The sequence below is a fragment of the Sphingomonas sp. S6 genome, from assembly GCF_043498045.1.
In the GTDB taxonomy this organism is placed as follows: domain Bacteria; phylum Pseudomonadota; class Alphaproteobacteria; order Sphingomonadales; family Sphingomonadaceae; genus Sphingomonas.
On record NZ_JBIEOE010000001.1, the window covers coordinates 683,829 to 697,646 of the forward strand.

The window sequence follows — 13,818 nt, forward strand, 5'->3', positions numbered from 1 at the left end:
ACTAAGTTATTCTAGAATGTAAATGCCTTAGGCTTTGCAAAGCCCGGCAGCACCACGCAATCGCAATCGAGGAACGGCGATAGGCCGAACCCGCCTTCGGTCTTGCGCCCCGTCGCCAGACGCGTAACGCCGCGATCGACGATGCCGGTGACGACGCGACCACCGGCCGCGACCTGATCGACCAGCGCGTCGGGCAGGTGCTCTACCGCACCGTCGACGATCAGCACGTCATATGGCGCACCCGCATCATGGCCCTGGGCCAGCGTCCCCTCGATCAGCGTGACGTTCGGCGTTCCCGCCAGCGCGTCCTTCGCCAGCCCGGCAAGGCCTGCATCCTCTTCGACCGCCACCACCTCGGCAACGATCTGCGCCAGGATCGCGGCGGTATAGCCACCCGCAGCGCCGATCAGCAGCACCCGGTCGCCTTTTTGCAGATAGGCTTCGGTCAGCAGCCGGCCGGTGACCATCGGCAGGTTGATCGCCCGGCCGCCGGCTACCGGCAGCGCCGTGTCGCGATAGGCGATGGCGCGCGCCTCGGCGGGCACGAAGGCCTCGCGCGGCAGCGTGTTCATCGCGACCAGCACGCGCTGATCGTTCACCGCATTGGTCCGCAACTGGCTGGCGACCATCGCATGGCGCATCGCCTCCGATGCCGCCGCATTACCCAGACCGTTATCGATGCTGACGTTCATGATGACCCCTCTCGCACAACCGTATTAGCTGCGCAATACACTTCGTGACAGTCCGGCTTGTATCGCGCGCGGTCCGTCGCGCCAAGCGGCGGATGCATGGGACGGGCCGCAATCGTCCGCGGATGGTCAGCGCGGCCGCAAGGCCTTATGGCCGCGCCATGATCCCCGAAATCTATCACAAATTCATCGACTGGATCGGCGACGGCACCGGGCTGCCCGATACCATCCTGCACATCCACGCTGGCATGGCGGTGCTGATGGTCGCCCGGATCGTCACCCGTCGCTCGCTCGGCAGTTTCGTCCCCTGGTCGTTCGTCGCCGCGGCGGAGGCGTTCAACGAGATCATGGACCGGCTGAACTTCGGATCGTGGCGCTGGGCCGACACGACGACGGACATCGTCAACACGCTGTTCTGGCCGACGGTGATCTGTCTGGGCATCCGCCTGCGCCCGATGCTGCTGGCGCGCGACGCCGCCCGCGTGAAGATGCCGGACGAGGGCTAAGCCCCCGTCCCGGCATCTGCCATCCCGCATCTGGAGGCGCGACCGGGAATCGAACCCGGGTGCAAGGATTTGCAGTCCTCTGCGTCACCACTCCGCCATCGCGCCTCGATGCGGGAGGGCGGCTGATGATCGGTTTTCCCCGTTGCGTCAACCGCCGATTGCATCGTTTCCGGCCAACCACCGATCCAGCATCGCCACCAGCGGAACGTCGGCGGGCGGCATCGACAGATCGCGCATCGCCCCAGGCGCGACCCACGCCAGCTCGGTCGCCTCCAGCGCCTGCGGATCACCCTGCCAGTTGCGAATCACGTACAGCAGCAGCAACAGGTGCCGCTCGCCCAGCGGCGCGCTGGCGAAGGTCAGCGGAACGCAGTCTTCCTGATCGACGACGATGCCGAGCTCCTCGGACAGTTCGCGAACCAGCGCGGCCTCGGGGCGTTCGCCGGGATCGATCTTGCCGCCGGGAAACTCCCACAGGTCCGCCATCTGCTTGCCCGGCGGACGCCGCTGCAACAGCACGCGCCCCGCGTCATCCAGCAGCGCCGCCGCCACCACCGGCAGCAGCGCGACACCTTTCTCACTGAAATCGTTACGTGTGTCGACCATTTCTTAAGCGCTTCCCCCTATCGCCGACGCCATGACAGCGCGTGCGTTCCTTCGTCGTCTTGTCCGGCGACTGGCTCCGGCCCTGCGCAACGCGCGCGGTGCGACAGCGGTCGAATATGGACTGATTCTCGCCCTCGTCGTGCTGGTCATGATCGTCGCGCTGCGAGGTGTCGCCGGCGTCACCGTGAACATGTGGACCAACGTGTCCGACCAGGTCTCCAAGGCAGGCTGACAATCCGCGGAAATCCGCCGTTTTGAGCAATGCCTTAGCAGACCGTCTTAAACCTTTGGCAACCTCGCCCCCGTACATCCGTCCTCGCTGCTCCGGATTTCCGGTTCAGCCGGGTGACTGAAGTTCGAACATGGAGACCGGAATGCTAGCGATTCGTAAGTTCATCAAGAACAGCAAGGGCGCCACCGCCATCGAGTACGGCCTGATCGCCGCGCTGATCGCCGTCGCCGCCATTGCTGCGATGAAGGGCCTGGGCACCAAGCTGACCACGACCTTCAACAACGTCTCGTCGAACATGAGCGCCACCTAAGCGTTAAAGTTCGATCGAACGAAACAGGGCGGCGGACCTCACCGGTTCGCCGCCCTTTTCGTATGTGCGGTGCCCAAACGTCATCCCAGCGCAGGCTGGGATCTCCCTATTGGCGCGCGAGCCAAGAGCCGCGATAGACCCCAGACCTCGGCGAGGTGACGCGCCTGCGGCGGTTGGATCACCCTCACAAAGCCCCCGCCCTTCGAATCGGACGGTCGGCGCCGCGCCTACAGCCGCCCCATCGCCAGGAACTTCTCGCGCCGCTCGCGCCGCAGCGTCGCGGCATCGCGGCCCGACAGCGACGCCAGAGCGTCGCGCAGCGCGTCGCCCAGCAGGCGGATCGCCTCGGCCGGATCGCGGTGGGCACCGCCCAGCGGCTCGGGCACGATCGTGTCGATCACGCCGAAGGTCTTGAGATCCTGCGCGGTCACGCGCATCGCCTCGGCCGCCTCCGCCGCCTTGTCCGCGGTGCGCCACAGGATCGACGCACAGCCTTCGGGGCTGATGACCGAATAGATGGCATGTTCGAACATCAGCACGCGATTGCCCGCGGCGAGCGCAATGGCGCCGCCAGATCCGCCTTCGCCGACGATCGCGGCGACCACGGGGACGCCCGCGGCCAGACACGCCTCGGTCGAGCGCGCGATCGCCTCGGCCTGGCCGCGCTCTTCCGCCTCGATGCCGGGGAAGGCGCCCATCGTGTCGACCAGCGTCACCACCGGCAGGCCGAACCGGTCGGCCATCTCGACCAGCCGGATCGCCTTGCGATAGCCTTCGGGTTTGCCCATGCCGAAATTGTGGCGCAGCCGGGTCGCGGTGTCGGAGCCCTTTTCGTGGCCGATCACCATCACCTTCTGTCCGCGAAAGGTCGCGAAGCCGCCCATGATCGCCTGATCGTCGGCAAAGGCGCGGTCGCCGGCCAGCGGCACGAATTCCTCGAACAGCCCGGCGACATAATCCTTGAAATGCGGGCGCTCGGGATGCCGCGCGACCTGCGTCTTCTGCCACGGGGTCAGCTTCGCGAAGGTATCGCGCAGCAGCTTGTCCGACTTGCCCTGCAGCCGCACCAGATCGGCAGCGATGTCCACGGTGCCATCCGCCGCGGTCGCCCGCAGTTCGTCGATCCTGCCCTGCAGTTCGGCAATCGGTTTTTCAAATTCGAGGAAGCTCGCCATAGCGCCGCCGGTTACGGGCCACAGCCCGTCGCGTCAACGCGTGGCGCTGTCGCGACGATCCGGGTCGGCCAGCGGATGGCGCGTGTTGACCAGCGCAACGAGGCGGCTGGCGTCGACATGCGTGTAGATTTCAGTCGTTGCGATATCGGCATGGCCCAGCATCGCCTGCAACGCGCGCAGATCGGCGCCACCGGCCAGCAGATGCGTCGCAAAGGCATGGCGCAGGACGTGCGGACTGACCCGATCGGGCGGGATGCCCGCCTCCGCCGCCAGCGCCTTCACCAGCTGATACAGGCGCACCCGCGTCAGATGGCCCTTGCCCGACGGGAACAGCCACGCGCTATCCGCCGCGACATGCACCCGCCACGCCGCCACCGCGGCACGCGCGCGATCGGAGATCGGTACCAGCCGCTCGCGCCCGCCCTTGCCCTTCAGGATCAGGAACGGCCGGTCGGGGTGAATGGCATTGCGCGGCAAGCTCACCAGCTCGGTCGCACGCAGCCCCGATCCGTAGAGCAGCTCGATGAGCGCCGCGAGCCGCAGGTCGGCGCGGGTCGGCATCGCCGCCGCCAGCCGATCGGCGATCACCGCGAACAGCGCATCGACGTCGCCGACGCTCAGTACTTTTGGCAGCGGTCGCGCCGTTCCCGGCCGGGGCAAGGCTGCCCCCGGATCGTCCGCGCGATGCCCCTCGTCGACCAGAAAGGCATAGAAGCGTCGCAACGCCGCCGATTTGCGCGCCACACTGCTCTTCGCCAGCGCGCGCCATTCCTCCGCCAGCCGCTGCAACGCCGCCGCATCCGCCTGCACCAGCCCGCCGCCCAACACCTCGGACGCCAGCGACAGGTCGCTGCGATAGGCCGCGATCGTATTCGCCGCGGCCCCGGCTTCGGCAGCCAGCATCTCGAGGAACCGCTCGATCAGCGCGCGGTCGGTGGCCATGATCCCGGCGATCAGGCCCGCGCCAGCGCCTCGGCCGCGATCATCCGCGCCTCGCCCTCCAGCCCGACGGCGCGCAGCGCGCCGACGATGCGATAGAGCATGGCGGGCGGCACGCCGTCCCAACGCGGCGTCTGCATGCCGATCGCGGCGAGCACCACGACCATGCCCTGCTGCCCGTCGGCCGCCGCGCGATCGATCGCCCGCGTCCAAGTGTTCTCGGCACCGATCCGCACGTCCAGCGCCTTGGCCGCCCGCTCGATGTCGTCGGCAGACAGCCGCCCGAGCCCGGCCAGTCCGGCAAAGAACAGCCGCTGCTTCAGCGCCGCATCCCCGCGCCCGACATAGGAGGACAGCTGACGATAGCTCAATTGCCCCGTCATATCGGGATCGGCCACCGCGATCATCGCCCAGGCGTCGCCCCCCTCTTCCACCGCCGGGCGCCAGCGCGTCGCGGTGCGATCGAGACCGGCGGTCAGCATCGACGCGACGACATAGCGCGCATCCTCGACGCCCAGCCGCGCCGGTAGGCGCCCCGCTGCGCGCGCGGTCAGCACCAGCCGTGCATAGGACGGCTCGGCGCCCTTATTGTCCCCGCCCCACAGCCGCCGCATCGCGGCCAGCCGCGTATCGACGTCATTGCCGACATAGGCCGCGCGCAGATCGTTCGCCGCAGCCGCCGCGCCGCTCGGCATGTCGTTGGCGCCGTCCACCGCGCCGTACAGATCGACCAACGCCGCCGACGACAGCACGCCCTGTCCGGCCGCCGCCTCGGCATAGGGCACACGGTCGCCCAGCGGCACGCTCGGCGACAGCGCATACCAATAGCGCGCCTGCTGCCCGGTCGTCGCGAACAACGCATCGGGCACGGTCACGCCGGTCGCGATCGCGAGGCCGAAGCGCCACGCGGTCAGCACGTCGACGCCCGCCCATTCGATCGTCACCGCCTGCCCGCCATCGGGGCCTGCGCCGACCACCTTCTGTGCCAGCTGATAATCGATGCCGCTCGCGACGTTACGCCGCTTCGCCGCGGCGAGCAGCGTCTTGGCGCGGCCCGGCTCGGCGGCGAGAGCCGCGCACATCGCCTGCGCCATCGTCCAGCCGCGCTCGTGCGTCGCGGCGAGGCCCGCGTCGGCGATCCCGCACAGCTCGCCCGGATCCCCCGTGGCGAGCGCGGTATTCATCGCGACCTGATACAGTTTCGGCGTGTAGTTCGCATTGTCGACGCTCTGCGCCACGGCCCTCGCCGCCACCGATTCGCCCATGCGCAGCAACAGCCACGCGCGCTCGGCGGCGAAGTCCGCGCCATCGACATGCTCCGGCGTGTCGAGCTGCGCCGCCAGCGTTCGCCGCAGCAGGATCGACAGCCAACGCGACGGCAGCGGCGCGCCGACCCGGCGCATCAGCGCCTCGGCAAAGCGCCCGTCCGCGCCGGCGAAGGCATTCGCCTCCAGCCCGCCCTCGCGCACGCCCGCCGGACCGACCCGGTCGAGCGAACGCCGCGCAAAGGCCGGCATCTCATATTGCGCCAGCACTGACGGATCGATCGTCGCCACCGGGGTGGGCGTCGCGCTGGCGACCGGCGTCGGCGTATCGCTGGGCAACGGCTGCACCATGCCGGTGCCGCCCGCCGGACCGGACGCCGGCGTGCCACTCGCGGCCGGCACCGGCGCCGTGGACGCGCCCGTGCGTGCCGGCGTCGGCCGCGCAGCGGGCTGCGACGCCGGCTCGCCGAACCCCGGCGGCAGAATCGATTCGGGACGCTCCTGCCCGATGGCGGAGGTGAATGCCGGCACTGCCGCGACCGCGATCGCCGTCAGCGCCGCACCACGGGCCAGCAGGCGGACGCGCGTCCTAGCTGAGGTTGGCAAGCGTCACGGCCTTCTCGACATGGGTCTGCGGCCGTTCGGAGGCCCGACCGGCGAGCAGGAACAGGCCACCGACGATCACCACGAGAACGACGATGACGGAAAGGACGAAGCGGGACATACCGTACCTTGCAACACGTAAACGCAAACCGGAGCTGTTGCCCCGTCCTGACCCGCTGTATAGCGCCGAGACCGATGTTGCAAAGCGCTGTTCCCCCGTCCGACGATCATACCCCCGCGAAACCGCCACGCGCGATCGTGCTCGTCGGGCTGATGGGGGTCGGCAAGTCGACCGTGGGGCGTCGTCTCGCCGCCCGCCTTCACCTGCCCTTCGTCGATGCCGATCACGCGATCGAGGAGGCGGCGGGCATGACCGTCTCCGAAATCTTCGAACGCTTCGGCGAGGCGTATTTTCGCGACGGCGAACGCCGCGTCATCGCCCGGCTGATCGACGGCTCGCCCAAGGTCATCGCGACCGGCGGCGGCGCCTTCATCAATCCTGATACGCGTGCGCTGATCCTCGAATCGTCGACCGCCATCTGGCTGCACGCGCATCCCGACGTGCTCGCCGAGCGCGTCGGCCGGCGCGACACCCGCCCGCTGCTGCGCGGCAAGAACCCCCGCGCGGTGCTGGCCGAGCTCGCCGCGATCCGCAACCCGATCTATGCCGAGGCGCATATCCACATCACGAGCAACAAGTCGCCGCACGAAACCACCGTCAATGCGATCCTGAAGGCGATCCGTCAGCCGGGGAAAGCGGCATGAGTGCGCGCGTCACGGTCGAACTGGGCGACCGCAGCTACCCCATATTGATCGAGGACGGCCTGCTCGCGCGCGCCGCAGACCACCTCGCCCCGCTCGCCCGCGGCCGCACCATGGCGATCGTCACCGACGACCACGTCCTGCCTCATGCCGACACCGTGCGAGACAGTCTCGCCGCGGCCGGTGTCGCCAGCGAGACGATCGTCCTGCCGCCGGGTGAGGGCACCAAGAGCTGGCCGCATCTCAGCCAGCTGTGCGACCGGCTGCTCGGTCTCGGCGTCGAGCGCGGCGACCATGTCATCGCGATCGGTGGCGGTGTGATCGGCGACCTCGTCGGCTTCGCCTGCGCCATCCTGAAGCGCGGCTGCGGCTTCGTGCAGGTGCCCACCACCCTGCTGGCGCAGGTCGACAGCTCGGTCGGCGGCAAAACCGCGATCAACACCGCCGCGGGCAAGAACCTGATCGGTGCATTCCACCAGCCCGCATTGGTGCTGATCGATCCGACCGTGCTCGACACGCTCCCCTTGCGCGAGGTGCGCGCCGGCTATGCCGAGGTCGTCAAATACGGCCTGATCGACGATCCCGCCTTCTTCGCCTGGTGCGAAGCGAACGGCGCCGCCCTGCTCACCGGCGATCCGGCGGCGCGCCATTATGCCATCGCGCATGCGGTCGCCGCCAAGGCGCGCATCGTCGCCGCCGACGAACACGAAACCAACGGCACGCGCGCGCTGCTCAATCTCGGCCACACCTTCGGCCACGCGCTGGAGGCGGAAGCCGGCTTCGACGGCAGCCTGATCCATGGCGAGGGCGTCGCCGCCGGCTGCGCGCTCGCCTTCGCCTATTCCGCCGCGCACGGCCTGTGCCCGTCCGACGACGCCGCCCGCGTCGCCGCCCACATGCGCGCCGTCGGCCTGCCCGACGGCCTAGCCGCCGCCGGCATCGCCGCCAGCGGCGCGCGCCTCGTCGATCATATGCGCCACGACAAGAAGATGGCGGCCGGCACCCTCCCCTTCCTTCTCGCCCGCGGCATCGGCCAAACCTATCTCGACAAGACCGTCGACCTGACCGACGTCGCGGCGTTCCTGGACCGGCAGCCGCGCTGATGCCCAACGGCACCGCCAAGCGCGACCTGCCGACCAAGGTCTGCCCCACCTGCGAACGCCCCTTCACATGGCGCAAGAAGTGGGCGCGCGACTGGGACAACGTCGTCTATTGCTCCGACGCCTGCCGCAAGAAGCGATAACGCCGCGGCCTATCCCCCACGCTCCGTCACCCCGGACTAGTTCCGGGGTCCACCGGGCCGCACGGGGAAGGCAAGAGGCTCGAACCACCCCCCTCGCCGCAGAGTGGACCCCGGAACCAGTCCGGGGTGACGGCGCGCTTGGGGCAACCGCCACCTCACACCCACCGCCGTAAGCCACTTGTCAGCTTCCCCCTCTACCCTCCCCCGACACACATCTGGGGGGACAGCACATGGCGCGGCACATCACGGCATCGGCGATCGCCGCCACCCTCCTGGCCGCCACCGCCATCGCCCCCGCCCAGGCTGCCACCTGCAAGGCCGGCATCCTCGCGAACCTGCCGATCACCATGCAGGGCTGGCGCCCGATCGTGCAGACCACGATCGACGGCAAGCCCGCTCCCTTCATCCTCGACAGCGGCGCCTCGTACAGCATGATGCCGGCGCCCGTTGCCAAGGCGTTCGGCCTTCATCTCCAGCCCGCACCCGTCGGTCTGCGCATGAAGGGGATCGGCGGCGAATCGGACGTCGATCTCGCGACCGTCCGCCACTTCGGCCTCGCCGGAGCCGATATCCCGCAGGTCCAGTTCCTCGTCGGTGGCACCGACGTCGGCCAGACCGGCCTACTCGGCCAGAACGTCCTCAGCATCGGCGACGTCGAATATGATCTGCCCGGCGGCGCCGTCCGCCTGTTCCGCGCACAGGGCTGCGGCAAGCTCGCCATGGCCTATTGGACGCAAGGCAAGCCCTTCTTCGAAATTCCCATCGACGTGCGCCAGAGCGCCTTGTCTCACACCGTCGGCACCACCGAACTGAACGGCGCGAAGCTGCGCACCGTCTTCGATACCGGCGCAGCGCAGACGGTGCTGACGCTGAAGGCCGCGGCGCGCGCGGGCGTCCACCCCGGCGATCCGGGCGTGGAGACCTCGGGCTGGGAAACCGGCATCGGCCGCCACGTCACGCAAGGCTGGATCGGCCATTTCGCGCTGCTGAAGATCGGCAACGAGGAATTGCACAACGTCCGCCTGCACTTCGCGGATCTCGGGCCGTCGTTCGACGACGACATGCTGCTCGGCGCCGACTGGTTCGTCTCGCACCGGCTGTACGTATCGAACGTGCAGCACCGCATATACTTCACCTATACCGGCGGCCGGCTGTTCGACACCAAATCGCACATCGATGCGGCCAGCCAGATCGCCGCGGTCGGCGGCGTCGATGCCGCCGCGCCGACGACCGCAGAAGGCTACAGCCAGCGCGGTGCGATGCTCCAGACGCAGCACGACCTGTCGGGCGCGATCGATGCCTTCGGCCACGCCGTCGCGCTGGCGCCCAAGGAACCGCGCTACGTCCGCCAGCGCGCGCTCGCCTATATCGCCGATCGCCGCCCCGTGCTGGCGATGGACGACCTCGGCACGACGCTCGCGCTCGATCCCGCCGACGTCCGCGCCCGGCTGCTGCGCGCCGAACTCAGGATGCGCTCGCGTAACGATGCCGGCGCGATCAGCGACCTCGACGATGCCGCCGGCCGCCTGCCCAAGGAGGACAACCAGCGCCTCTGGATGGGGCAGCTCTACCTCCAGTCGGATGCGTTCGACGCCGCCATCGGCCAATACGACCTGTGGCTCGCCAGCCATCGCGAGGACGCGCGTCGGCCGGAAGCGCAGAACGGCCGCTGCTGGGCACGCTTGCTCGCCAACAAGGACATGGACGCCGCCAAGGCCGACTGCACCGCCGCCGTCCACGCCGTGCCGACAGACGCCAACTACCTCGACGGCCGCGGCCTCGTCGCTTTCCGCCAGGGCGCCTATGACGCCGCCATCAGCGATTTCACCGCCGCGCTGGCGATCAATCCCAAGCTGGTCTGGGCGCTCTACGGCCGCGGCCTCGCCAAACGCCACCTCGGCCGCACCGCCGACGGCGATCGCGACCTCGCCGCAGCGCAGGCGCTCAGCAAGACGATCGCGGCACGCGCGAAGCGCTATGGTTTTGCCTGAGCGGGGGCTGGTAGCGTCGTCTCCATATTCGTCATCCCAGCGAAGGCTGGGATCTCTGGCCGATAGCGTACGACCTTAGCCGCGGGAGGCCCCAGCCTTCGCTGGGGCGACGGGCACTCGCGATCGATCGGAGATTAAGCCCCCCGCAACCCCCAGGCAAACCACAACCACCCGATAATCAGCAGCGTGCCACCAATCGGCGTCACCGCGCCCAGCCACCGCGGCGCCCCCAGCGCCATCAGGTACAGCGTCCCCGCAAAGATCGCCGACCCGGCAACGAACAGCCACGCCGGCCCCCGCGCCTCGAACCGCAGCGCGACCAGCGCCGCCACCGCATGGATCAGCTGATACTGCCCCCCGGTCTTCAGCCATTCAACCGCCGGGCCGCTCGCGCCATGCGCCCCGAACGCCCCGGCAGCGACGGCGATGGCGCCCGACAGCGCGGCAAGCAGGCCAAGGATCATCGCGGGTCATTCCCCCAGGGTTGCTGTTCGGCGACCAGCGCCCGTGCCGCGCGCAGGTCGCCCGCCTCGATCTGGATGCGCAGCCGTTCCTTGTCGCGGCTGCGGTACATGTCCTCGGCGCGATCGATATCGGCTTGCCCGATGCCCAGGTCGCGCATCGCGACGCGCGCCATCTTGATCGCCGATTCGAGCACCTCGCGCACGACGTACACGGCCGAACTCTTCTTCAGCCGCACCAGCGCCCGCCGGTCGAATGCGCGGACGTAGATCGCCGCCTGCGGGAACGCCTCGTGAATGCCCTCCAGCATTTCGGCATCGATCTGGTCGCCGTCCATGCAGAACAGGATCAGCTCCGCCTCCGCCGCACCCGCCTGCCGCAGCAGATCGATACGCGTGCCGTCGCCATAATAGACCTTGGCGCCGAACTCGCCGGCGATGTCGATCATCTCGATATCGGTGTCGATCAGCGTGACGGGGATGTCCTGCGCCAGCAGCATCTGCCCCACCGTCTGGCCGAACCGCCCATAGCCGACGATGATCGCGTTGGCGCCGTCCGCCGTCGGGCCGTCGCGCGGTTCGTCCTTGGCGATCGGCTCCTCACGGAACCGCTTGGTTGCCGCCATCAGGAACGGCGTCGTCGCCATCGACAGCGTGATGATCGCGCCGAACAGGCTCGCCGCCTCGGGCGCGATCAGGAAGCCCGACTGCGCCTGCGCGAACAGCACGAAGCCGAACTCGCCGCCCTGGCTCAGCAGCAGCCCCAGCGCTAGCGCGCTGCGCCACGTCATCTTGAAGGCCATGCCGATGCCGGTGATGACCGCAGTCTTGGTGACGATCAGCGCCACCGCCATCGCCGCGACGAAGAACGGCCGCTCGGCGATCGCCTGCAGGTCCAGCAGCATGCCGACCGCCAGGAAGAAAAGCCCGAGCAGGATCGACCGGAACGGCTCGACATCCGCCTCCAGCTCATGCCGGTAAGGGCTGTCCGCCAACATCACGCCTGCGATGAACGCACCCAGCGCGGTCGACAGCCCAAGCGCCTCCATCAGCGCCGCGCTGGCGATGACGGTGAACAGCGCCGCGAACACGAACATCTCGCGCTCGCCCAGATTGCCGATCAGCCGGAACAGCGGCCGCAGCAGGAACCGCCCCGCCAGTATCAACCCGACCACCGCCGCGACCGTGTACAGCGCCAGCAGCCACCCCGGCGGCCCGCCCGCATCGGCGGGATTGCGGCTCATCGCCGCGACGATCGTGATCAGCGGCACGATCGACAGGTCCTGGAACAGCAGGATCGAAAACGCCCGCTCGCCGAACGGCGTGCGCAACCGTCCCGACGATTGCAGCATCGGCAGCACCTGCGCCGTCGACGACAGCGCAAGCGGCAGCCCCAAAGCAAAGGCGGCGGGGATCGAGAAATGCGCGAACGCCCAGATCACCGCCGTGACGGCGAGCCCGCAGGCGACGACCTGCAGCAACCCCAGCCCGAAAATCTCCTGCTTCATCCGCCACAGCCGGCTGGGGTTCAGCTCCAGCCCGACGACGAACAGCAGCAAGGTGATGCCGAGTTCGGCGATCCCCATCTTCGATTCGGCATCGCCGACGAGGCTGAGAACATGCGGTCCGACGACCGCCCCCGCGACCAGGAACCCCAGCGTCGCACCCAGGCCCAGCCGCCGGAACAACAGCACGAACCCCAGGCCGAAGCCCAGCAGGATCATCCCGTCGCGCAGCATCGACACGCCCTCCGCCGCCTCATGCATCGGCCGTCTCCGCGCGCGCCGCGAATGCGGCCTCCGCCGCCGCCTCGAACGCCAGCCGGATGGAGGGGTGCCGCGCGGTATAGTCGAGCGCCGGCGTGAACACGTCGATCCCCGGCCAGTCGGGCGTATCCCCCTCGCGCGCCAGCCATGCGGTCAGCGCATCGCGCGCCGCGGCCAACTCTTCGGGGGTCCTGCCGACGATGTTCGCCGCCAACAGCGACGACGATGCCTGGCCCAGCGCACAGGCACGCACCAGCAGCCCGACCTCTTTTACGCGGCCGTCATCGTCCAGTCCGACGTCAACCGTCACGCGGCTCCCGCAGATCGGCGATCGCTTCTCGGCGGTCGCCTGCGCATGGGTCAGCCGCTCATGGTGCGGGATCGACGCCGCCAGCCGCAGGATTTCGGCATTGTACAAAGGGGCGTTCATCGCGCGTCACTTCCATTGTCACGCCCGTTGTCGGGCTGGCTCGCCTCGCGATCCAGCATCGCGCGCGAACCGAACACGGGCAGCCCGCGACGGCGGCGATCGACGAAGTCGGCGATCCCCGCGCTCGTCGCATTGAGCAGATTATAGCATCGCGAATCGGTCATCCACGCCGGCCGCCGCGCCGGTCCGCCGCGCGCGGTATCGACCAGCAGTGCCGCGAGCAGGAAGGCGAGGCTCGCCAGGATCAGACCCTTAAGCGCCCCGAACCCGAAGCCCAACGCCCGATCGACCGGCCCCAGGATCGACGTGCGCGTCCGCTTGCCGATCGCATTGGCGACCAGCCTGCCGCCCAGATACGTGCCGCCCGCGATGATCGCAAACGCCGCCACCGCCGCGCCCGACGGCGTGCCGATCGTCCCCGCCAGCTTGGCCGCGAGCGCGACGTGGAACAGCTTCAGCATCGCGACGATCGCCACCCAGGCGAACATCGACAACACCTCCGCGACGAAGCCCCGCCGCGCGCCGAGCAGCGCCGCGCCCCCGACAAGCAGCAGGACGATGATATCGAGTGCGGTAAGACCCATAGCCCCTCGGGAATAAGGACGCCGGACGCCCACGGCTAGTCCTGCATCGGACGAACTGCGATGCGTGACGAAGAAGGTGTCGCCCCTATGCCGCCAGCGCTGCCCCTGACGTTGTATCGCTACCCCTACCCAACCGCTACGACCCGCATCCGGCACCCCGCATTTGGCGCGCCGCATTTGCCGCGCCGCGTTTGCCGCCCCCGCGTTTGCCGCCCCGCCTCCCCCCACCCACCGCCGTCATTCCCGCGCAGGCGGG

The 13,818-nt window shown here is 69.0% G+C and carries 17 protein-coding genes and 1 tRNA gene; 7 read left to right on the forward strand and 11 right to left on the reverse strand.

Annotated elements, in window-relative coordinates:
• Positions 1–11 precede the first annotated feature (11 nt).
• Positions 12–692, reverse strand: coding sequence for a protein-L-isoaspartate O-methyltransferase (locus ACGVWT_RS03080; RefSeq protein WP_315461105.1), 681 nt, complete (start codon positions 690–692; stop codon positions 12–14).
• 158 nt (positions 693–850) lie between these two features.
• On the opposite strand from ACGVWT_RS03080, the gene ACGVWT_RS03085 reads away from it, so the two are divergent.
• Positions 851–1,195, forward strand: a complete 345-nt coding sequence (locus tag ACGVWT_RS03085) for a hypothetical protein (protein WP_315461104.1) — start codon at positions 851–853, stop codon at positions 1,193–1,195.
• Positions 1,196–1,226: 31 nt separating this feature from the next.
• On the opposite strand, the gene ACGVWT_RS03090 is transcribed toward ACGVWT_RS03085, so the two are convergent.
• A tRNA-Cys gene (locus tag ACGVWT_RS03090) sits at positions 1,227–1,300 on the reverse strand.
• Between the two features lie 42 nt (positions 1,301–1,342).
• On the reverse strand, positions 1,343–1,801 hold the full coding sequence (locus tag ACGVWT_RS03095; RefSeq protein WP_315461103.1) for a (deoxy)nucleoside triphosphate pyrophosphohydrolase: 459 nt from the start codon (positions 1,799–1,801) through the stop codon (positions 1,343–1,345).
• 31 nt (positions 1,802–1,832) lie between these two features.
• Between ACGVWT_RS03095 and ACGVWT_RS03100 the strand changes: the two genes are divergently transcribed.
• Both ACGVWT_RS03100 and ACGVWT_RS03105 read left to right on the forward strand, forming a co-directional pair.
• Positions 1,833–2,033: a Flp family type IVb pilin gene (locus ACGVWT_RS03100; protein ID WP_116461043.1), complete on the forward strand. Its 201-nt coding sequence runs from the start codon at positions 1,833–1,835 to the stop codon at positions 2,031–2,033.
• Positions 2,034–2,175: 142 nt separating this feature from the next.
• Entirely contained in the window at positions 2,176–2,343 is a 168-nt protein-coding gene (locus ACGVWT_RS03105; protein ID WP_018250824.1) for a Flp family type IVb pilin, read from the forward strand.
• Between the two features lie 227 nt (positions 2,344–2,570).
• Here ACGVWT_RS03105 and ACGVWT_RS03110 read toward each other — a convergent pair whose 3' ends face one another.
• The 4 genes from ACGVWT_RS03110 to ACGVWT_RS03125 all read right to left on the reverse strand — a co-directional run bounded on the left by ACGVWT_RS03110 (position 2,571) and on the right by ACGVWT_RS03125 (position 6,446).
• Positions 2,571–3,518, reverse strand: coding sequence for an acetyl-CoA carboxylase carboxyltransferase subunit alpha (locus tag ACGVWT_RS03110; protein ID WP_116461042.1), 948 nt, complete (start codon positions 3,516–3,518; stop codon positions 2,571–2,573).
• 33 nt (positions 3,519–3,551) lie between these two features.
• Positions 3,552–4,460, reverse strand: coding sequence for a tyrosine recombinase (locus ACGVWT_RS03115; RefSeq protein ID WP_315461102.1), 909 nt, complete (start codon positions 4,458–4,460; stop codon positions 3,552–3,554).
• An 11-nt stretch (positions 4,461–4,471) separates the two neighbouring features.
• Positions 4,472–6,073, reverse strand: a complete 1,602-nt coding sequence (locus ACGVWT_RS03120) for a hypothetical protein (protein ID WP_394425278.1) — start codon at positions 6,071–6,073, stop codon at positions 4,472–4,474.
• Positions 6,074–6,311: 238 nt separating this feature from the next.
• On the reverse strand, positions 6,312–6,446 hold the full coding sequence (locus ACGVWT_RS03125) for a hypothetical protein (protein ID WP_018250826.1): 135 nt from the start codon (positions 6,444–6,446) through the stop codon (positions 6,312–6,314).
• Positions 6,447–6,520: 74 nt separating this feature from the next.
• Between ACGVWT_RS03125 and ACGVWT_RS03130 the strand changes: the two genes are divergently transcribed.
• The 4 genes from ACGVWT_RS03130 (at position 6,521) to ACGVWT_RS03145 (ending at position 10,321) form a co-directional block, all read left to right on the forward strand.
• Positions 6,521–7,090, forward strand: coding sequence for a shikimate kinase (locus ACGVWT_RS03130; protein WP_315461100.1), 570 nt, complete (start codon positions 6,521–6,523; stop codon positions 7,088–7,090).
• The gene (aroB, locus tag ACGVWT_RS03135; protein ID WP_315461099.1) at positions 7,087–8,190 is read left to right on the forward strand and encodes a 3-dehydroquinate synthase; all 1,104 of its coding nucleotides are present in this window, start codon (positions 7,087–7,089) and stop codon (positions 8,188–8,190) included. Before ACGVWT_RS03130 ends, aroB begins: the two co-directional genes overlap by 4 nt.
• A complete protein-coding gene (locus ACGVWT_RS03140; RefSeq protein WP_315461098.1) occupies positions 8,190–8,330 on the forward strand; it encodes a DUF2256 domain-containing protein in 141 nt (46 codons plus the stop codon). Before aroB ends, ACGVWT_RS03140 begins: the two co-directional genes overlap by 1 nt.
• 230 nt (positions 8,331–8,560) lie before the next feature.
• Positions 8,561–10,321 carry an aspartyl protease family protein gene (locus tag ACGVWT_RS03145; RefSeq protein ID WP_315461097.1) on the forward strand — a complete coding sequence of 587 codons (1,761 nt, stop codon included), beginning with the start codon at positions 8,561–8,563 and terminating at the stop codon, positions 10,319–10,321.
• 134 nt (positions 10,322–10,455) lie between these two features.
• Here ACGVWT_RS03145 and ACGVWT_RS03150 read toward each other — a convergent pair whose 3' ends face one another.
• From ACGVWT_RS03150 to ACGVWT_RS03165, 4 genes are read right to left on the reverse strand one after another with little or no spacing between them, the layout of a single operon-like run.
• Entirely contained in the window at positions 10,456–10,785 is a 330-nt protein-coding gene (locus tag ACGVWT_RS03150; protein ID WP_017978655.1) for a DUF423 domain-containing protein, read from the reverse strand.
• A complete protein-coding gene (locus ACGVWT_RS03155; protein WP_116461035.1) occupies positions 10,782–12,548 on the reverse strand; it encodes a cation:proton antiporter in 1,767 nt (588 codons plus the stop codon). The genes ACGVWT_RS03150 and ACGVWT_RS03155 overlap by 4 nt, the downstream gene beginning before the upstream one ends.
• Positions 12,541–12,978 carry an iron-sulfur cluster assembly scaffold protein gene (locus ACGVWT_RS03160; RefSeq protein ID WP_315461096.1) on the reverse strand — a complete coding sequence of 146 codons (438 nt, stop codon included), beginning with the start codon at positions 12,976–12,978 and terminating at the stop codon, positions 12,541–12,543. The genes ACGVWT_RS03155 and ACGVWT_RS03160 overlap by 8 nt, the downstream gene beginning before the upstream one ends.
• Positions 12,975–13,562 (reverse strand): CvpA family protein, encoded by a 588-nt coding sequence (locus tag ACGVWT_RS03165; protein WP_315461095.1) that lies wholly within the window; start codon positions 13,560–13,562, stop codon positions 12,975–12,977. The genes ACGVWT_RS03160 and ACGVWT_RS03165 overlap by 4 nt, the downstream gene beginning before the upstream one ends.
• Positions 13,563–13,818: the final 256 nt, after the last annotated feature.